Raw genomic sequence first — 19,348 nt, 5'->3', positions numbered from 1 at the left:
GATATGGTCATGAGTGACTCCTCGAATTCGCCGCTGGACCTTGCAGCCCTGCGGCAACGTATCGACACCATCGACAGCGAACTGCTGCGGCTGATCAGCGAGCGCGCCGATTGCGCCCAGCAGGTCGCCCACGTCAAGACGGCGGATGATCCGAACGCCGTGTTCTATCGCCCGGAACGCGAGGCCCAGGTTCTGCGCCGGGTGATGGAAAACAACCCCGGGCCGCTGCACAGCGAGGAAATGGCGCGCCTGTTCCGCGAGATCATGTCGGCCTGTCTGGCGCTGGAAAAGCCGATCAAGGTGGCTTATCTCGGCCCGGAGGGGACCTTTACCCAGCAGGCAGCGCTCAAGCATTTCGGGCACAGTGCGATCAGCCTGCCGATGGCCGCGATCGACGAAGTGTTCCGCGAGGTCGAGGCGGGCGCGGTCAACTACGGCGTGGTGCCGGTGGAGAACTCCACCGAGGGCGTGGTCAACAACACGCTGGATTCGTTCATGGATTCCGGTTTGCATATCAGCGGCGAGGTGGTGCTGCGTATTCATCATCACCTGCTGATGTCGAGCGTCACGCGCCAGGACAAGATCTCCCGGATCTACTCGCATCCGCAATCCTTCGCCCAGTGCCGCAAGTGGCTGGACGCGCACTATCCGCACGCCGAGCGTGTGGCGGTATCCTCCAACGCGGAGGCCGCGCGGCTGGTCAAGACCGAATGGCACAGCGCCGCCATCGCGGGCGATATGGCCGCCCAGCTCTACGGGCTCGACCACGTCGCCGAGAAGATCGAGGATCGGCCGGACAACTCCACGCGGTTTTTGATCATCGGCAATGAGTCGGTCCCGCCGTCCGGCACCGACAAGACTTCCATCGTGGTCGCCATGCGCAATGAGCCGGGCGCGCTGCACGATCTGCTCGAGCCGTTCCATCGCCACCGTGTCGACATGACGCGGCTGGAAACGCGTCCGTCCCGTACCGGGGCCTGGAACTACGTGTTCTTCATCGACTTCAAGGGACATGTCGATCAGCCCGAGATCGCCCGTGTGCTGGATGAAGTGCGCAACTGTGCCCAGGACATGAAAGTGCTGGGCTCCTACCCGGTAGGTGTGCTGTAAGGTGCGGGCCGGAGATACGCCAACAGGAGAGGCGACGCTGCTGATCGTGGGGCTGGGCATGATCGGCGGTTCGCTGGCCGCAGCGCTCAAGGCCAACGGCTATGCCGGGCGCATCCTGGCTTGTGACCGGGATCGGGACGAGATCGCGACCGGACTCGAGCTGGGCGTGATCGACGAGGGCGGTGGCGAACTGGCGCCGCTGGTCGCTCGGAGCGACATCATCGTGCTGGCGGTGCCGGTGCTGGCCATGAAGCAGGTCTTCGCGCAGCTGTCGCCGTTGATCGACGAGCAGATCCTGACCGATGTCGGCAGTACCAAGCGTCGCGTCTGCGATGCCGCACGGGAAGCCTTCGGCCATCTGCCGGCCAATTTCGTTCCCGGCCATCCCATTGCCGGCTCCGAGAAAAGTGGCGTGGCTGCGGCCAATCCGGCGCTCTATCGTCATCACAAGGTCATCCTGACCCCGGAGGCTGACACGGCACCGACCGCTGTCGCTGCGGTGCGTGCGCTATGGCAACGCTGCGGAGCCGACGTGCTGGAAATGCCGGTGGATCGCCACGATCAGGTTCTGGCGAGGACCAGCCACCTGCCGCACCTGCTGGCGTTTTCGCTGGTCGATACGCTGGCACGGCAGGACGAACGTCTGGAGATCTTTCGCTATGCCGCCGGCGGGTTTCGCGACTTTACCCGAATCGCCGGCAGTGACCCGGTCATGTGGCGCGATATCTTCACTGCCAATCGCGGCGCGTTGCTGGCGGCGCTGGATGATTTCGAAGCCGGTCTCGCCCGGCTGCGAACGGCGATAGAGCAGGGTGACAGCGACGCCATGCTGGGTACGTTCGACCGTGCCAGTCACGCCAGACACTATTTTGAAACGCTGTTGAATCAGACGAGTTATCAGACCATGGAAGCACGACAGGTTCAGTACCGGGTGTCGCCCGGCGGTTCGGTCAGTGGCCGGATCCGCGTTCCCGGCGACAAGTCTATCTCTCACCGCTCGATCATGCTCGGCGCACTGGCCAGTGGTGTCACCGAGGTCAAGGGCTTTCTCGAGGGCGAGGATAGCCTGGCAACGCTGCAAGCCTTCCGTGACATGGGGGTCGCCATCGAGGGCCCGCACCAGGGCAGAGTGACGATCCATGGCGTGGGCCTGCACGGACTGAAAAAGCCGGCGGGGCCGATCTACGTGGGCAATTCGGGCACTGCCATGCGTCTGTTTGCCGGTCTGCTGGCGGGCCAGGCCTTCGATACCGAGCTGACCGGCGATGCCTCGTTGACCAAGCGGCCGATGGCGCGGGTGGCCGATCCGCTGCGCCTGATGGGCGCGAAGATCGATACCGCCGAAGGTGGCCGCCCGCCGTTGAAGATCCATGGCGGTCAGCCATTGAAAGGCATTCACTACGACATGCCGATGGCCAGCGCCCAGGTCAAATCCTGCCTGCTGCTGGCGGGTCTCTATGCCGAAGGTGAAACGCGCGTGCGCGAGCCGGCGCCGACGCGTGACCATACCGAACGCATGCTCAACGGCTTCGGCTACAAGGTCGTCCGCGACGGCGATCTGGCGACGCTGCAGGGTGGAGGCGAACTGACCAGTGCGCCCATCGATGTGCCGTCGGACATCTCTTCCGCCACTTTCTTCCTGGTGGCGGCGGCCATCACGCCAGGGTCGGATCTCGTGCTCGAGCATGTCGGGGTCAATCCGACGCGTATCGGCGTCATCAACATTCTCAAGGCGATGGGTGCCGATCTGCGGCTGGAGAATCCGCGCGAGGTCGGTGGCGAGCCGGTCGCCGACCTGCATATCCGCTATGCACCGCTGAAGGGTATCGATATTCCCGTCGATCAGGTGCCGCTGGCGATCGACGAATTTCCGGCGCTATTCGTCGCCGCAGCCAATGCCGAGGGCACGACGCGGCTGCGCGGCGCCGAAGAGCTTCGCGTCAAGGAGTCCGACCGGATCCAGGCGATGGCCGATGGACTTACCATTCTCGGCGTCGAGACGACGGTCTACGAAGACGGCATCGATGTCGTCGGCCGGGCTGGCGATGGTGCCAGCTACGGTGGCGGACAGGTGGATAGCCTGGGCGATCACCGTATCGCCATGGCTTTCACCGTTGCTGCATCGCGTGCCAGCGAGCCGGTAGTGATCGATGATTGTGCCAACGTAGCGACATCCTTCCCGGGTTTCGTCGCGCTGGCCAACAAGGTGGGGCTGGAACTGACGGAGGCATCGACATGACCCAGGTGGCACCGGTTCTGGCCATCGACGGTCCGGGGGGGGCCGGGAAGGGCACGATCAGCCGGATGATCGCCGAGCACATGGGATGGCATCTACTGGACAGCGGGGCGCTCTATCGTTTGACGGCGCTGTCGGCATTGCGCCATGGGATCGCTGTCGATGATGCGCAGGCGCTCTCCGAGCAGGCCCAGAATCTCGATGTGGTGTTCGCGGTCGAGAATGGCGCGATGCAGATCCTGCTGGAAGGTGACGACGTGACCACGGCGATTCGCAGCGAGGGAGTCGGCAACGCCGCCTCCCAGGTCGCGGCGCTACCGCCGGTACGTAATGCGTTGCTGCAGCGTCAGCGCGATTTTCATCAGGCCCCGGGGCTGGTGGCCGATGGCCGCGATATGGGGACGGTGGTCTTTCCCGATGCGCCGCTCAAGATCTATCTCACTGCCTCCGCCGAGGAGCGTGCCAGGCGGCGCCTGCTGCAATTGCAGCAGGCGGGTGAAGATGCTAGACTCTCGACCCTTTTGGAAGAAATCAAAGCGCGCGATGCGCGTGATATGCAGCGCGCCGTGGCCCCGCTCAAACCCGCCGCAGATGCGGTAGAGCTGGACACGACGCAGCTGGATATACCGGAAGTCGTGGAGCGTATCGAGACGCTGCTCGCCGAACGAAACCTGGTCTAGCGCCTTTCCTGGTCTGACTGCCGGTTCGTGGCAAAAGCCGACGACGCACTTCCGCTACCGGGGACCCTGGCAAGATGTCATGACGTGCAATGATCCGACTGACAAGTCGTTGCAGGTCGAACCAGCGCCAACATCCCCAGGGATATGTCGATAAGGCCCGTGCTCGCTGGTGGTACGGAGGAAGACGGTATGACCGTCATCAACGTTGATCACGTAGGAATCACATGAGCGAAAGCTTTGCTGAGTTGTTTGAACAGTCTCTCCAGGACATCAACATGGAACCCGGTGCCATCGTCATGGCAACCGTGGTTGACATCGAAGGCGACTGGATCACCGTCAACGCCGGGTTGAAGTCCGAAGGGCAGATCCCCGTCGCGCAGTTCCGCGACGACAATGGCGAGATGACCATCGCGATCGGTGATGAAGTCAAGGTCGCGCTGGAAGCCGTGGAAGATGGCTTCGGCGAGACCCGCCTGTCACGCGAGAAGGCCAAGCGTGCCGAAGCGTGGAAGGAACTGGAAGCGGCCTTCGAGAAGGACGAGATCGTTAAGGGCGTGATCAACGGTAAGGTCAAAGGCGGTTTCACCGTCGATGTCGCCTCCATCCGTGCCTTCCTGCCGGGCTCGCTGGTCGATGTGCGTCCGGTCCGCGATACCGCGCACCTGGAGCACAAAGAGCTGGACTTCAAGGTCATCAAGCTCGATCCGAAGCGCAACAACGTCGTCGTTTCCCGCCGTGCCGTTCTCGAAGCCGAGAACAGTGCCGAGCGTGAAGCGCTGCTCGCCACCCTGCAGGAAGGCCAGCAGATCAACGGTATCGTCAAGAACCTGACCGACTACGGCGCGTTCGTGGATCTCGGTGGCGTCGACGGCCTGCTGCACATCACCGACATGGCCTGGAAGCGTATCAAGCATCCGAGCGAAATCGTGGCCGTTGGCGACGAGATCAATGTCAAGGTGCTGAAGTTCGACCGCGAGCGCAACCGCGTATCGCTGGGTCTGAAGCAGCTGGGCGAAGATCCGTGGGTCAACATCGTCGACCGCTATCCGGAAGGCATGAAAGTCAACGCCCGCGTCACCAATCTGACCGACTACGGCTGCTTTGCCGAGCTGGAAGAGGGTGTCGAAGGTCTGGTTCACGTTTCCGAAATGGACTGGACCAACAAGAACATCCATCCGTCCAAGGTGGTTCAGGTCGGTGACGAAGTCGAAGTCATGGTTCTGGACATCGACGAAGAGCGTCGCCGTATTTCCCTGGGTATCAAGCAGTGCACCACCAACCCGTGGGAAGACTTCAGCGCTCGTTACAACAAGGGCGACCGCGTTGCCGGTACCATCAAGTCGATCACCGACTTCGGTATCTTCATCGGTCTGGAAGGCGGCATCGACGGCCTGGTTCACCTCTCCGACATCTCCTGGAGCGAGACCGGCGAAGAAGCCGTTCGCCAGTTCAAGAAGGGCGACGAAGCGGAAGCAGTCATCCTCTCGATCGATCCGGAGCGCGAGCGCATCTCGCTGGGCATCAAGCAGCTCGAGTCCGACCCGGTCTCCGAGTTCCTTGCAGTCAACGACAAGGGCTCCATCGTCACGGGCCGTATCGTCGAAGTCGACGCCAAGGAAGCTCATGTCGAGCTGGCGACTGACGTCGTGGCCGTGCTCAAGGCTTCCGAGATCAGCGCTGACCGCGTCGAAGACGCTCGCAACGTGCTGAACGAAGGCGACAGCGTCGAAGCCAAGATCGTCAACGTCGATCGCAAGAGCCGCGTCATCAACCTGTCCATCAAGGCGAAGGATCAGGTCGAGCCGCGTCGCAGCACTGGCGGCAAGCGGGATCAGGAAGCCGAGCCGAACGGCCCGACTACCATCGGTGATCTGATCAAGCAGCAGATGGGTCAGGATTGATTCTCCGAATCCGTTCTCTCCCATGAAAAACAGCGCCTCCGGGCGCTGTTTTTTTATGGGCGCTTTTTGTATAAGGCGCTGTTTTTATGGAGCGCTGCTTTTTATAGTTTTATAGAGAGTCTTCTTATAGAAAGCTTTCTTATAGAAAGCCTTCAGTGCTTCCGATACAGATGCCTACCGAGCACTCGCCGTGAACGAGCCGAAGACCTTTGTCGCCGGGTTTCATTCGGATGGGTTACGGCTCTCCAGGGCATTGAGTACCCCGCGGAGAATCGATAGCTCCTTGCGGCTGGGTTCGGCGCGAGCGAACAGGGCGCGTAGATGCGCTTCGGTCTTGGCGTGAGGCTGCGTCAGAAATCCGGCGCTATCCAGGGCGCGATGAAGGTGATCGTAGAAGTATTCCAGCTGTTCCACCGTCGGGTAGGGGCCATTGGCTCTGGGGGGTTGCTGGGCTGCTTCCTCGGTTCGAGACTGTCGGAACGTTTCGTAGGCGACGATCTGCACAGCCTGGGAGAGATTGAGCACGCCATAGTCCGGGTTGGCAGGAATGTTCAACTGGTGGGTGCAGTGGCTGATTTCCTCGTTGGTCAGTCCGTAGCGCTCGCGGCCGAAAACGATGGCAACCGGCCCTTCCGGCAATCGCTGCCAGAGTTCGGCGGCCATTCGATTCGGGGCGTGATAGCAAGGCAGTGGCAGGCTGCGCAGGCGGGCGCTGGCGCCGATTACCTGAACGCAATCACCGATGGCCTCGGAGAGAGAATCGACGACACGACAGTCGTCGAGGAGGTCGGTGGCGCCAGCAGCGAGACGAGTGGCCTCCTCATCGGGAAACTGGCGTGGTGCGACCAGTACCAGATCGCTCAGACCCATGGTCTTCATGGCGCGCGCGCTGGCACCGATATTGCCAGGATGATAGGTCTGGACGAGAACGATGCGAATGCGATTCAGCATGCGCGAAAAACTCCTACAGGCAAAAGAATAAGGCAAGGCGTGATGACCAAGGCGTAACGACATAGCCCCGAACGCTTGACGCTTGGCTCGAAAACAAAAAAGCCCCGCCAATGGCGGGGCTTTCCATGATACCTGAACCTTTCGATAGTCTGAAAAATCAGGTGATGGCGGAGCGATGATTTACATCATGCCGCCCATGCCACCCATACCGCCCATGTCCGGTGCGCCGCCTGCCGGTGCATCTTCCGGATCTTCGGCCACCATGGCTTCGGTGGTGATCATCAGGCCGGCAACGGAAGCTGCGGACTGCAGTGCGGTACGCGTGACCTTGGCCGGATCGAGAACGCCCATTTCGAACAGGTCGCCGTATTCGCCAGTCTGCGCGTTATAGCCGAAGTTGCCTTCGCCATCCTTGACGCGGTTGACGACGACGGAAGCTTCTTCGCCAGCGTTGGTCACGATCTGGCGCAGCGGCGCTTCCATGGCGCGCAGTGCAATGGCGATACCATGAGTCTGGTCTTCGTTGTCGCCGGTCAGGCCCTGGATCAGCGTCAGGACGCGAACCATGGCGGTACCGCCACCAGGCACGACACCTTCTTCGACAGCGGCGCGAGTCGAGTGCAGCGCGTCTTCGACGCGAGCCTTCTTCTCTTTCATCTCGAATTCGGTCGCCGCACCCACGCGGATGACCGCAACGCCGCCTGCCAGCTTGGCAACACGCTCTTGCAGCTTTTCGCGATCGTAATCGGAAGAGGTTTCTTCGATCTGGGCACGAATCTGGGCGACACGGGCTTCGATGTCGGACTCGACGCCAGCACCATCGATGATGGTGGTGTTTTCCTTGGACATGGTGATGCGCTTGGCGCTGCCCAGGTGGTCGAGGTTGGCCTGCTCGAGGCTCAGACCGACTTCTTCGGAAATCACGGTGCCACCGGTCAGGATGGCGATGTCCTGCAGCATGGCCTTGCGACGATCGCCGAAGCCGGGCGCCTTGGCCGCAGCGACCTTGACGATGCCGCGCATGTTGTTGACGACCAGTGTTGCCAGCGCTTCGCCTTCGATATCTTCAGCGATGATGGCCAGCGGCTTGCCTGCCTTCGCGACGGCTTCCAGAACCGGCAGCAGCTCGCGAATGTTGGAAACCTTCTTGTCGACCAGCAGCAGGTACGGATCTTCGAGCTCGACCGCCATCGTGTCCTGGTTGGTCACGAAGTAGGGAGACAGGTAGCCGCGATCGAACTGCATGCCTTCGACGACTTCCAGCTCGTCTTCGAATCCGCGACCTTCGTCGACGGTGATGACGCCTTCCTTGCCGACTTTTTCCATCGCTTCCGCGATGATCTCGCCGATGCGAGCATCACCGTTGGCGGAGATCGTGCCGACCTGAGCGATAGCCTTGGAGTCGGTGCACGGTACGGAGAGCGACTGGATGTGCTTGACGGCCTCGACGACAGCCTTGTCGATGCCGCGCTTCAGATCCATCGGGTTCATGCCGGCAGCAACGCCCTTCAGGCCTTCGTTGACGATGGCCTGTGCCAGGACGGTTGCGGTGGTGGTGCCATCACCGGCAGCGTCGGAGGTCTTGGAAGCGACTTCCTTGACCATCTGCGCGCCCATGTTCTCGAACTTGTCCTTCAGTTCGATTTCCTTGGCGACAGAAACGCCGTCCTTGGTCACGGTCGGTGAGCCGAAGGATTTTTCCAGGACGACATTGCGGCCTTTCGGGCCCAGCGTGGCCTTGACGGCATCAGCGAGAACGTTGACGCCACGCGCCATGCGCTTGCGAGCATCATCAGAGAACTTGACTTGTTTAGCTGCCATTGTTCGATCTTCCTAATGTAATACGTGAAATCGTAATGAAGCGTCGAGCGATGCGACGATTAGCCTTCGACGACGGCCAGAATGTCGCTTTCGCTCATGATCAGGACTTCTTCACCGTCGACCTTCTGCTTCTCGACGCCGAAACCTTCCTTGAAAATCACGGTATCGCCAACTTTGACGTCCAGTGCGCGGACTTCGCCGCTTTCGAGGATGCGACCGTTGCCCACGGCCAGGACTTCACCGCGGGTCGGCTTTTCCTGGGCACTGCCCGGAAGCACGATGCCGCCAGCAGTTTTCTGCTCTTCTTCTTTGCGACGTACGATGACGCGATCGTGCAAGGGACGGATTTTCATTGCTCACGTTCTCCTGATGGTTGCATGTTGCAAATGCACGTTCCCACATGAGCGAGGCTCAAGGGGGTGAAGGCTCAAGCCTTCCGGTTAATGGGCCTGATGGCCTAAAGCTATCGCTGGTGCCTTGATTGGGTCTCGCTGGTTGGTTTCAAGGGGCAACCCAAAATTTTTCTCGCCTGGTGTCGTCCGGGTGTCAGACGATCGGATCAGCGATCCTTGCCCAGATACTCCCCTTCGATCGGCGTGTTCCCACGTCGAGCTTGGTCATCGTGGGAAGCGCTCTCGGATCTGCGCCGACCAACGTCCCAGTCGCCGGGAATGTCCTGTCCGCTCCCGCCGGCATGTCGCGTGCCGCGTCCGGACCACCGGCGCATCAACTGGCTGCTGCCGGGGAGCAGGCATAGTAGGCCCACGATGTCCGAAAGAAAACCGGGTGCTATCAACAGGATGCCGGCGAGCAGGAACGAGGCGCCGGCCATCAGTTCGTCAGAGGGAATCTGGCCCGCGGCCATGCGCTCACGAGCTCTCTGAAGCGTAAGCAGGCTCTCGCGGCGAATGAGATGAATACCGAAGGCGGCACTCACGATGATCCATGCCAGACTTGCCAGCAGACCGATCTTAGCGCCAAGGGTGAACAGCAAGGCGAAATCCGCAATAGCGAAAAGCGCCAGTAGGAATAGCAGGGGCATGGTGTCTCCGTCGTTGACGCTGCCTGTTCAGCCAAGATGGAGACGATCGACAGGATTACAAGTATTGACGTTCCGGGGCCGTCGGCGACCCCGGAGACGATTACAGCGTCGCTTCTTCGGCCAGGTTGCTGACGGTTGTCTCACCGATGCCGTCGACGCGAGTCAGGTCCTCGAGGCTCTTGTAATCGCCGTTGGCCTCCCGGTCATCCACGATGGCTTGTGCCTTGACTTCGCCGATGCCGGGGAGGGTAGCCAGTTCTTCTGCCGACGCTTCGTTGATATTGATCGGGGTGTCCTGCGCCAGTGCGGGGAGGGCGCTGAAGCTGAGAAGCGAGAAGAGTGCTGCGTGAATCAAAGTCTTCATATCGATTTCCTTGATCGGAACAGGAAGGTGAATGAAGGCCGGTCATGCTCCTGGCCGGTCTTCATTCTGTGTATCGACGGCTGTTCCAAGGAATTAATGGGTAAATATCGCAGATTGTCGTAAGACAATGGCTACATGCCGGCGCCAGGCGACGCTTCGGTTCGCTTCTGCCCCCGCAGATGCCTTCCATTCGGTATACTCCGCTCGAACTCGAATGCCGGAGACGATTCATGCCTTCCCCGAACTCGCCGCTCATCATTGCGCTCGACTATTCCGACCTGTCGCAGGCGTTGCCCTTGGTCGATGCGCTCGACCCGGCCCGTTGCCGCGTCAAGATCGGCAAGGAGCTATTTACTCGGGCGGGGCCGGCAGCCGTCGAGGCCATGCATCAACGGGGGTTCGAGGTCTTTCTCGATCTCAAGTTTCACGATATTCCCAATACTGTGGCCGGTGCCGTCGAGGCGGCGGCGGATCTGGGGGTATGGATGGTCAATGTCCATGCCTCCGGTGGCCGTAGAATGATGGAGGCGAGTGCCGAGCGGCTGGCGCAGCGAGGGCTGAAAACCCATCTCATCGCGGTCACCGTGCTGACCAGCATGTCGGACGACGAGCTGCAGGAGATAGGCGTATCGGGCGACGCGCTGGCCCAGGTCGAACGGCTGGCCAGACTGACACGGGAGAGCGGGCTGGATGGCGTCGTCTGCTCGGCACGTGAAAGCGCGAGGCTGACGGAACTCTGTGGCCAGGCATTTTTCAAGGTGACGCCGGGGATCCGTCCCGCGACGGCCGAGCAGGGGGATCAGCGACGCGTAATGACGCCGGAGGCCGCGATGGCTGCCGGCAGTACGCATCTGGTCATTGGCCGGGCGATCACTCAGGCAGTAGACCCGATGTCGGCGCTGACGGAGATCGAGCGTTCACTCTCTTGGCAGTAGCGTGATCATTCGCCTTCCAGACCGGCGACCGGCTTGGTGGTGCCCCAACTGCGGCAGCGAGGGCACTGCCAATGCAATTGTTCGGTACCGAAACCACAGCGTTGGCAGCGGTGGCGAGGCCGGATGCTCAGCAACTGGCGGGTGTGTTGCTTGAGCAGCTCCAGGCGATCGCGCTCTGCAGGATCGCTGTCGTCGAGATAGAGATCCATCAGATAGTCGATCCCGCGCAGGCTGGGATGCTCGCGCAATTGATCGCTGACGAAGGCGCAGGCGATATCGGCGCCTTGTCGTTGTCTCAGTGTGTCCGCCGCCATCATGACTACCGTGGTCTGCGGATTGTGCTGCAATTGCCTTTCCAGAAACTGCCACCAGCCGTTGTCGTCGTCGAGCAGGCGATACGCATCTCGCAACGGCTCAAGCACGATGGCGGTGAAGCTGGCGTCCTGTTCGGGGACGCGCTGCCAGAACCGCGCTGCATCACGATACTGGCCGATGTCCCATTCGAGCTGGCCCAGCATCCAGTTGGCCCGAACGCAGCGGTCATCGATACCCAGAGCCTGCTTCAACGCCTTGCGTGCCAAGGATGGGCTGCTGTTGTTGCGATGCTGGCTCGCCAGTTCGCAATGCCAGTGCGCGGCGGCTCGACGGATATCGGCATCCTGGCGCACCAGCTGTGGCTGGGCGATCTCCAGAGCTTGTGCCCACTCCTTTTCTCGCTCGAACAGATCGACCAGCAGGCGTTTGGCGGCGAGCTTCTGCGAGTCGTCGACATGGCTTTTCTGCAGGGCCAGCAACAGCCGTTCCGCCCTGTCCAGCAGGCCGAGATTGAGAAAGTCGCGGGAGAGCTCGAGCTGTACCTGCCCGCTCTGAGAGGGCGTCAGGGCAGGGCGGGCGAGAAGATTCTGATGGATGCGCACCGCCCGATCGGCTTCTCCCCGTGAGCGGTAGAGGTTGCCTAGCGCGATGTGCGTTTCGACCGTGTCGCTATTGACTTCCAGGGCCTGCGTGAAAGTCTCTATCGCGCGATCGGGCTGCTCGTTGAGCAGGTAGTTCAGGCCGACGAAGTAGTCCCTCGGCAACGAACCGCGCGGCGGCTGTGGACGAGACCGGAACCGGCCGGACTCCCATCGCCCCAGAAACCAGCCGATGGCGATGGCTGCCACCAGCAACGCCAGTAGCAGAACATCGCTCATTCAGGGGCTTTCCTTGAACTCCTGCGTCCGGAGACGATCGAGTTCCTTGCGTTGTTGCTGATTATGACGTTGCGCCCGGGTCAGCAGGGTTCGCAGCCGCAGATACATGCCGGTCATGGCGAGCATGCCGAGGATGACGCCGCAGGCGAGAGCGACCAGAAGCCACAATGACAGCGAAGCCGGGGGCAGCTGTACCCAGATCAGATCCAGAGGCAGCGGCTGCTGGTTATTGACGGCAAACAGAATGCCCAGCAGCAACACGACGATCAAGATGATGGCGAGAATGACGCCTTTGAGCCAGCGCATAGGTTTTCCTGGTGACGCACCGCCGACGGCTCATGCCGTCGTTACATATTGCGGTGGCAGCCGCCGACTCTGCGCCGGCTGCAGTGACTGGGAAGATCAATAGCCGAGCGCGCGGCTGGCATTGACCTGTTCGCGTAGTTCCTTTCCCGGTTTGAAATGCGGGACGTACTTTCCGTCGAGATCGACGGGGTCGCCGGTCTTCGGGTTGCGTCCGGTGCGGGGCTCGCGAAAATGCAGGGAAAAACTGCCGAATCCGCGAATTTCGACGCGCCCGCCCTCTGCCAGGGCGTTGGTGATGTCGTCAAGGATGACACGCACCGCGGCTTCGACCTCCTTCGCCGACAGTTCCGACCGGCGGGCGGCAATCTGCTCGATCAATTCAGACTTGGTCATCGACATTCTCCGTAAGGCCTCGGCCTGGCGGTGGGAGACCGCACAATGGGCGTCCGACGTCTGTTATTGTCGTCTCAGCATACTTCGCAACTTTCGAGAAAACAACGCATTAGCCGGTCACCGCGCGTTCCCGAATAGTGGTGGGGGATTCCCTTGGGTATAATGCAGCGCGACACATTCATTCAGTACACGGGATCGAGGATAGTCCATGTCAGACAACGAAGATGTCACGCGTCGACGGCTTTACTGGCATTCCCGACGCGGCATGTGGGAGCTGGACCTGCTTCTGATGCCGTTTCTCGAGGCCTGCTATGACGAACTGCCCCCTGGGGACAAGGAGCTCTATCGTGAGCTGCTGGCCCAGGAGGACCAGGATCTCTTTGTCTGGCTGATGCGTCGCGAATGGCCGCAGGACCCGGAGATGCGTCGCCTCGTCCAGATGATCGTCGAACATGCCGAAACCACTGACCGCAGTCGTCATCAGGCGCTCTAGACTATCACTGGGTTTTCAACTCCTGCTGGCAGGAGGAGTGGCGCTCTATGCGAGCTGGTGGATCGATTGGCGGGTGGCTGCCATCATCGCGGTGGTGGCCATTGCAGCGGGGTATCGGCACTATCTCGAGACGCCAGAAAGGCTGTACCTGCGCTGTACATACGAACGGGAACGACCGGTCTGGGAAAGCTCGATCGACGCCCGTACCTGGCAAACGAAGACGTGTCGCCTGATTCGGCTGGGTCCGCTGCTCTCCGCTATCGATCTTTCCGGACGACGAGTGTGGCTCTGGCCTGACAGCAGCGGCGTGGATTCGTTACGTCATTTGCGCGAAACCTTGGCCGAACAGGTCGAACGTGCCGATTTCTCATCCTGAAAGGTATCTTTCATGCCCATTGTGACGATCCAGCAGTTTCCCCGTAGCGTCGAGCAGAAGCGCGAGCTTGCCAAGCGAATCACCGATGCGTTCGTGCAGGCATACGGACAGGCGCCCGAGTCGGTGCAGATATTTTTTCAGGAAACCGAGCAGGAAGATTGGGCGAGAGGCGGTCGTCTGGGTGTGGACCAAGTCTGAGCCTGAGGATCGCGATCCTGCGACTACCAAGCATGCGGTATCGACTACCGAATCAGAAACGGCCCCGTGATGCATGAACTGCATCGCGGGGCCGTTTCATTCAGCCGGCACTCGGCTTCCGATCGCTGTGGGGCCGGCGATGGGAACGCCTAGCGGCGACCGGCCAGGAAGCCGATGGCGAACCCGGCAAGGGCGGCAACACCCATGCTGCTCCAGGCGTTGCGATGAACGTAATCGTCAGTTTCGCGCCACGCCTCTTCTGCGTTTTCCACCAGCTCATGGCTGATATCGTCGGCGCGATGCCGGGCCCGATCGAGGCTCTTGCGGCCGCGGCGCTTGGCATCCCGGTAGTAATGGCGCGTGTCTTCACGGTAATTACGGCTCATGGATCGTCCTTAACCATTCGTCAATGTGTGGATCGGTGCACGTGACCGATCAGGTGGAAAACGGCTGTCAGCGCCGACTCAACAGCAGGGTCATCAGCACGCCGCCCAGCGCGGCGATACCGACACTCTGCCAAGGCTTATGTTGTACGAATTCGTCGCAACTCTCGCAAGTATCGCTGATCTGATCGTTCAGTCGACGACGTGAGCGGCTTGCCCAGCTGTCACGTGTCAGATAAGCCGTGGCGTAGGGTGACGGTTCGTCGATGCTTTCTTCAAGCGGTTCTTCTTCGGATGCCAATGCAGGTTCCTCCCGGATCGGATCATCTCCCAAATGCGGTGCGCGCTCGGCGGCGACTGCCATGTCTTCATCGATTCGGCTAGTCCCGGTGTCCTTGTCGTCACGATGGAACAGGCTCATGTTCATCCCTCCGGTTCGATGGAATAGCCTTCCGACTGGCTCACGCAATGGCTCCATTGCAGCAGCATGGTTGCCTTAGTGTAGTTGCAATTCCGTTCCTTGCTAGGCTCGTGTGGTAGCCAAACTTCATCGACTGATTTCTTGGTCTCGTGTCTCGTGGCCGTGTATTTCGCGTTCGAGACGCCGGCTGACGTCGCCGGGTGAACCGGTACGCCGCGCTAGCATGTCGTAGGCCACCGGTACGATGAATAGCGTCAGCAGGGTCGCGGCGGCAACGCCACAGAAGATGACGGTACCAATGACGATGCGCGATTCGGCGCCAGGGCCGAAGGCCAGAATCAGGGGAACGGCGCCGGCCATGGTGGTGACGGTCGTCATCAGGATCGGCCTGAGACGAGTCACGGAAGCCTCGACCAGCGCGTCGGAGAAAGCCTGACCTTCGTCGCGCAACTGGTTGGCGAATTCGACGATCAGAATGCCGTTCTTGGCGGCCAGACCGACCAGCATGACCAGCCCCACCTGACTGTAGATATTGAGGGACTGCCCGCTGGCCCATAGGCCCAGCAAGGCGCCGCTGATGGCCATCGGTACCGTGAGCATGATGACCAGCGGGTGCACGAAGCTTTCGAACTGGGCAGCCAGCACCAGGAAGACCACGACGATGCCCAGGATGAGCAGGAAGGTCGTCGCACCGCTGGCTTCCTGGTAATCCCGGGAGGGCCCCTTGTAGTCGATGACCGCTTCGCTGGGCAGCTCTTCTTCCGCGATATCCTGCAGGTAGGCCAGCGCGTCGCCGATCGCGACCCCTTCCTGGAGATTGGCCTCGAGCGTGATCGCGCGCATTCGGTTGAAGCGGTTGAGCTCGCTGGCACCGGCAAATTCCGACACCGACACCAGGCTTGCCAGCGGAATCAGCTCGTCACTGACCGCCGAACGTACCTGCACGTTGTCCAGCGAGCTTGGGGCGCGCTGATTGTCACGTTCGCCTTCGAGGATGACGTCGTACTCTTCGCCGCCGTCGACATAGGTGGTGACGTTACGGCCTCCGAACAGTGTCTCCAGGGTATTGCCGATGGTGCTCACGGTAACGCCCAGCGCGGCGGCACGGTTGTAGTCGATCTGGATGCGCAGCTGTGGCTGGGTTTCCTTGTAGTCGCTGTCCACCGCCTCGAGGCCGCTGCTGTCGTCGCTTCGAATGCGGGTCAGCAGCCGATCGCGCCAGTCGGCCAGCTGTTCGTAGGTGCTGCCACCGATGACGAACTGGATCGGCTTCTCGACCCGGCCGCCAAAGCCCTGGCGCATCACCGGCGTGGCAGTGACGCCGGGCAGATCCGACAGTCGGCTGCGGACGTCGGCGAGGATATCCCAGGCCGATCGTCGATCGCCCCAATCATTGAGCGTAACGACGGCCATGCCATCATTGAAGTTCTCGACATTGCCGAAGCCGCGGGGACCGCGAACCGACACCTGATTGATGTCGCCGGCGTCGACCAGCGTCATCAGGCGGGCCTCGATCTCGTCGTAGTAATCCTGCATGTAGTGAAAGGTCGCGCCGGGCGGCCCTTCGATCAGCACGAAAAAGGCGCCGCGATCTTCCTGGGGCGTATATTCGTTGGGCAGCTGTTGAAACAGCCAGGCGGTGAGTGCCAGCACCAGGGCGAACAGTCCGACCACGAGCCAGCGCCAACGCAGCGCCCGTAGCAGTGCCTGTCGGTAGATCGTCTGCGAACGGTCCAGCAGCCAATGCACGCCATGGCTGATACGACTCTCGTGCATGCGCGGGCTGAGCAGTTTCGAGCACAGCATCGGTGCCAGCGACAGCGCCACCAGGCAGGAGAGGCCGACCGACGCGGCAAGCGTCAGGGCGAACTCCGAAAACAGGCGACCGATATCGCCCTGGAGCAGGCTCAACGGGATGAAGACGGTAATCAACACCAGGGTGGTGGCGATGACGGCGAAGCCGATCTGGCGGGTGCCCCGGAAAGCAGCGACCAGAGGCGTCTCGCCGTGGATCACCATGCGCCGGTGAACGTTCTCGATGACCACGATCGCATCATCGACCACGAGCCCGATCGCCAGCACCAGCGCCAGCAGCGTGAGCAAGTTCAGGGTGAAACCGAACAGCGCCAGAAAGATGAAAGTACCGATCAGCGAGATCGGTACCGTTACTGCGGGCACCAGGGTCGTGCGTATGTTGCCGAGAAAGACGAAGATCACCACCACGACCAGCCCCATGGCGATGAACAGCGTCGATACGACCTCATGCAGCGCGCCGGAAACGAACACCGACGAGTCGAAATTGAGCGACAGCTGCATGCCGTCGGGTAGCGTGGGTTGCAGCCGGGCCATCTCCGCTTTGGCCCCGTTGGCCACTTCCAGCACGCTGGCGGTCGACTGCTTGATCATGCCGAGGCCCACCATCGGGACCTCGTTGCCTCGGTACAGTGAACGCTCCTCCACCGAACCGACCTCGACGCGCGCCACGTCAGCCAGTCGTACCAGGTAGCCGTCGTTGCCGCGGGCGACGACCAGATTCTGGAAGTCGGCGGCGGTGGTGAAGCTGCGCGGGATTCTCAGGGTGAACTGTCGATCGCGGGATTCGAGGAAGCCGGCGGGCAGTTCGACGTTCTCGCTCTCCAGCGCATCGGCCACATCGTCGACGGTCAGCTGGCGCGCGGCCAAGGCGTTGCGATCCAGCCAGACGCGCATCGCGTACTCCTTGCCACCGCTGAGCCGCACCCGGGCCACCCCGTTCTGGGTCGAGAAGCGGTCGACGAGATAGCGGTTGGCGTAGTCGGTCAGTTCCGGAATGGTGTAACCCTCTCCGGAAAGCGACAGCCAGATGATGACGTCGTCGCTGCTGTCGCTCTTCTCGATTTCCGGTGGCTCGGCCTGGTCGGGCAGGTTGTCGGCCACCGACGAGATCCGGTCGCGAATGTCGTTGGCGGCGCCGTCGATATCACGATCCAGCGAGAACTCGACGTCGATCTCCGATTCGCCGTCGGCACTACTGGATTCGATCGAGACGATACCTTCGATACCGGCGATGCGGTCTTCGAGCAGTTGGGTGATGCGCGTCTCGACGACGTTGGCGGAGGCGCCGGGGTAGTTGGTCTCGATGCTGACGATGGGCGGGTCGATGGCCGGATACTCCTGCAGGGGCAGGCGCTCCATGGCCAGCAGGCCGAAGGCGATCAGCAGCAGCGAAACGACGGTCGCGAAGACCGGACGACGGATCGACAGGTCGGAAATCCGCATCAGTTCCTGGCTCGCGATTCGTTGACCTGCGATTCGTTGATCTGCGATTCGGTGGCGCGGCGCTGACGCTCGAGGACTTCTTTGATGTCACCGTCGCTGACGTCCTCGGCGATCAGTTCGACGGGGTCGCCTTCGCGTACCTTGAGGGTGCCATGCGTCACGATACGCTGGCCGCTCTCGAGACCATCGGTGATCTCGACCTCACCCTGGCGGCGTTCGCCGATGGCGACTTCCCGACGCGTGACGCTGGCGGGCTGGCCGGGTTCGATCAACCAGACGGTCTGGCGTTCCCCATCGGGCACCAGCGCGCTCTCCGGGATCGTCAGCGCCTCGCGGGCGGGCTGGTTCAATCGCACTTCCATCAGCATGCCCGGCAGCAGGCGCCCGTCGGGATTATCCAGGTTGGCGCGCACCACCAGGCTTCTGGAGACGGGGTCGATTCGGGTGCCGAGGGTGGCAACCTCGGCACGGAACGTGGCGTCGGGATAGCTCGGTGTCGTGGCGCTGAGCGTGAGCCCAGGATGCAGCACCGAGAGCAGCGTTGCCGGTACGGTGAAATCGAGCTTCATGGTATCGAGCTTGTCCAGCGTGACCAGCTCGGTGCCGGGGGTCACCAGCGCACCGACGCTGACGTCGCGCAGCCCGACGGTGCCTGCGAAGGGCGCGCGTAACCGATGATCGGCAAGCCGGGCGCGAATGGCATCGATTTCCGCTTCGCTCTGCCTGACCAGCGCGGCATTGTCCTCGAGCGTGGCACGTACGCCCAAATTGCGATCCTGGAGCTGTTGGGCGCGGTCGAGGGCGCTCCGGCGCTGATCGAGCAGCGCCTGGGCGGCCCGAAGTTCTGCCTGGGCCTGTTCGTCGTCGAGCTGGACCAGCCACTGACGGGCCTCGACGCTGTCGCCGTCCTCGAAGTTGATGGCACTGACGGTGCCGGTGAGCGTCGAGGAAAGGGTAACGCTCTCGTCCGCCTTCAAGGTGCCCAGAGCTTCGACCGGGTCTTGCCAGATCGACGTGCCGACAGTGGCGCCAATCACTGCGATTGGTGCATCACTCTGCGTCTGACCGAATACCGAGCCGGCATAGATCGAGCCGAACAGTAGCGCGGCAGCGGTTGCCAGACTCAATGACATCGATGGCGATGGAGGGCGTTTGCGAAAGAGAGCGGGCCTCGAGAGGGCCATCGATATCATTGTCATAGTGGGCTGATGTCTGCGCTGCGTTACAAAGGTAAGTAAACGACTGTCGATACGTCGTGAAGTCTTGCTACTCGTTAGTACCTCAACC

General features: G+C 61.5%; 19 protein-coding genes and 1 pseudogene. 8 read left to right on the top strand and 12 right to left on the bottom strand.

Annotated features, from left to right (window positions below; genetic code table 11):
* The first annotated feature begins 9 nt into the window (after positions 1 to 9).
* The 4 genes from pheA to rpsA all read left to right on the top strand — a co-directional run bounded on the left by pheA (position 10) and on the right by rpsA (position 5,927).
* Positions 10 to 1,110, top strand: coding sequence for a prephenate dehydratase (pheA, locus tag BC443_RS16050; RefSeq protein WP_071232849.1), 1,101 nt, complete (start codon positions 10 to 12; stop codon positions 1,108 to 1,110).
* A gap of 1 nt (position 1,111) precedes the next feature.
* Positions 1,112 to 3,349 (top strand): bifunctional prephenate dehydrogenase/3-phosphoshikimate 1-carboxyvinyltransferase, encoded by a 2,238-nt coding sequence (locus BC443_RS16045; RefSeq protein ID WP_282097213.1) that lies wholly within the window; start codon positions 1,112 to 1,114, stop codon positions 3,347 to 3,349.
* Positions 3,346 to 4,026: a (d)CMP kinase gene (gene cmk / locus BC443_RS16040; RefSeq protein ID WP_071232847.1), complete on the top strand. Its 681-nt coding sequence runs from the start codon at positions 3,346 to 3,348 to the stop codon at positions 4,024 to 4,026. The genes BC443_RS16045 and cmk overlap by 4 nt, the downstream gene beginning before the upstream one ends.
* A 224-nt stretch (positions 4,027 to 4,250) precedes the next feature.
* On the top strand, positions 4,251 to 5,927 hold the full coding sequence (rpsA, locus tag BC443_RS16035; RefSeq protein ID WP_071232846.1) for a 30S ribosomal protein S1: 1,677 nt from the start codon (positions 4,251 to 4,253) through the stop codon (positions 5,925 to 5,927).
* A gap of 222 nt (positions 5,928 to 6,149) precedes the next feature.
* On the opposite strand, the gene BC443_RS16030 is transcribed toward rpsA, so the two are convergent.
* From BC443_RS16030 to BC443_RS16010, 5 genes are all read right to left on the bottom strand, one after another.
* Positions 6,150 to 6,878 carry an RNA methyltransferase gene (locus BC443_RS16030; RefSeq protein ID WP_071232845.1) on the bottom strand — a complete coding sequence of 243 codons (729 nt, stop codon included), beginning with the start codon at positions 6,876 to 6,878 and terminating at the stop codon, positions 6,150 to 6,152.
* A gap of 180 nt (positions 6,879 to 7,058) precedes the next feature.
* On the bottom strand, positions 7,059 to 8,699 hold the full coding sequence (gene groL, locus BC443_RS16025; protein WP_071232844.1) for a chaperonin GroEL: 1,641 nt from the start codon (positions 8,697 to 8,699) through the stop codon (positions 7,059 to 7,061).
* 59 nt (positions 8,700 to 8,758) lie between these two features.
* Positions 8,759 to 9,052 carry a co-chaperone GroES gene (locus BC443_RS16020; RefSeq protein ID WP_071232843.1) on the bottom strand — a complete coding sequence of 98 codons (294 nt, stop codon included), beginning with the start codon at positions 9,050 to 9,052 and terminating at the stop codon, positions 8,759 to 8,761.
* A 206-nt stretch (positions 9,053 to 9,258) separates the two neighbouring features.
* Positions 9,259 to 9,741, bottom strand: coding sequence for an FxsA family protein (locus BC443_RS16015; protein ID WP_071232842.1), 483 nt, complete (start codon positions 9,739 to 9,741; stop codon positions 9,259 to 9,261).
* A gap of 100 nt (positions 9,742 to 9,841) precedes the next feature.
* Complete coding sequence (locus BC443_RS16010) at positions 9,842 to 10,105, bottom strand: ComEA family DNA-binding protein (RefSeq protein ID WP_071232841.1); 264 nt, start codon at positions 10,103 to 10,105, stop codon at positions 9,842 to 9,844.
* Between the two features lie 230 nt (positions 10,106 to 10,335).
* Here BC443_RS16010 and pyrF point away from each other — a divergent pair, with 230 nt between their 5' ends.
* Complete coding sequence (gene pyrF / locus BC443_RS16005; RefSeq protein ID WP_071232840.1) at positions 10,336 to 11,040, top strand: orotidine-5'-phosphate decarboxylase; 705 nt, start codon at positions 10,336 to 10,338, stop codon at positions 11,038 to 11,040.
* Between the two features lie 5 nt (positions 11,041 to 11,045).
* Here the strand turns inward: pyrF and lapB are convergent, their stop codons facing one another.
* The 3 genes and pseudogenes from lapB to BC443_RS15990 form a co-directional block, all read right to left on the bottom strand.
* Positions 11,046 to 12,233 (bottom strand): lipopolysaccharide assembly protein LapB, encoded by a 1,188-nt coding sequence (gene lapB / locus BC443_RS16000; protein WP_071232839.1) that lies wholly within the window; start codon positions 12,231 to 12,233, stop codon positions 11,046 to 11,048.
* Positions 12,234 to 12,539, bottom strand: coding sequence for a LapA family protein (locus BC443_RS15995; protein ID WP_071232838.1), 306 nt, complete (start codon positions 12,537 to 12,539; stop codon positions 12,234 to 12,236).
* Between the two features lie 96 nt (positions 12,540 to 12,635).
* A pseudogene (locus BC443_RS15990) lies at positions 12,636 to 12,947 on the bottom strand (integration host factor subunit beta); the annotation flags it as partial.
* Positions 12,948 to 13,140: 193 nt separating this feature from the next.
* On the opposite strand from BC443_RS15990, the gene BC443_RS15985 reads away from it, so the two are divergent.
* From BC443_RS15985 to BC443_RS15975, 3 genes are read left to right on the top strand one after another with little or no spacing between them, the layout of a single operon-like run.
* Positions 13,141 to 13,425 carry a succinate dehydrogenase assembly factor 2 gene (locus BC443_RS15985; RefSeq protein WP_071232836.1) on the top strand — a complete coding sequence of 95 codons (285 nt, stop codon included), beginning with the start codon at positions 13,141 to 13,143 and terminating at the stop codon, positions 13,423 to 13,425.
* A complete protein-coding gene (locus tag BC443_RS15980) occupies positions 13,385 to 13,801 on the top strand; it encodes a hypothetical protein (RefSeq protein ID WP_170835894.1) in 417 nt (138 codons plus the stop codon). Before BC443_RS15985 ends, BC443_RS15980 begins: the two co-directional genes overlap by 41 nt.
* Before the next feature lie 12 nt (positions 13,802 to 13,813).
* On the top strand, positions 13,814 to 13,999 hold the full coding sequence (locus tag BC443_RS15975) for a 4-oxalocrotonate tautomerase family protein (protein WP_071232834.1): 186 nt from the start codon (positions 13,814 to 13,816) through the stop codon (positions 13,997 to 13,999).
* Between the two features lie 149 nt (positions 14,000 to 14,148).
* On the opposite strand, the gene BC443_RS15970 is transcribed toward BC443_RS15975, so the two are convergent.
* The 4 genes from BC443_RS15970 to BC443_RS15955 form a co-directional block, all read right to left on the bottom strand.
* Entirely contained in the window at positions 14,149 to 14,385 is a 237-nt protein-coding gene (locus tag BC443_RS15970) for a DUF883 family protein (RefSeq protein WP_071232833.1), read from the bottom strand.
* Positions 14,386 to 14,452: 67 nt separating this feature from the next.
* On the bottom strand, positions 14,453 to 14,803 hold the full coding sequence (locus tag BC443_RS15965) for a hypothetical protein (RefSeq protein WP_139284355.1): 351 nt from the start codon (positions 14,801 to 14,803) through the stop codon (positions 14,453 to 14,455).
* A 126-nt stretch (positions 14,804 to 14,929) separates the two neighbouring features.
* Positions 14,930 to 18,061: an efflux RND transporter permease subunit gene (locus BC443_RS15960; RefSeq protein WP_071232831.1), complete on the bottom strand. Its 3,132-nt coding sequence runs from the start codon at positions 18,059 to 18,061 to the stop codon at positions 14,930 to 14,932.
* Positions 18,061 to 19,194, bottom strand: a complete 1,134-nt coding sequence (locus tag BC443_RS15955; RefSeq protein WP_071232830.1) for an efflux RND transporter periplasmic adaptor subunit — start codon at positions 19,192 to 19,194, stop codon at positions 18,061 to 18,063. The genes BC443_RS15960 and BC443_RS15955 overlap by 1 nt, the downstream gene beginning before the upstream one ends.
* Positions 19,195 to 19,348 lie beyond the last annotated feature (154 nt).

This window comes from Salinicola sp. MIT1003 (assembly GCF_001858555.1).
GTDB lineage: Bacteria > Pseudomonadota > Gammaproteobacteria > Pseudomonadales > Halomonadaceae > Salinicola > Salinicola salarius.
This window is presented reverse-complemented; position numbering and strand designations above follow the sequence as displayed.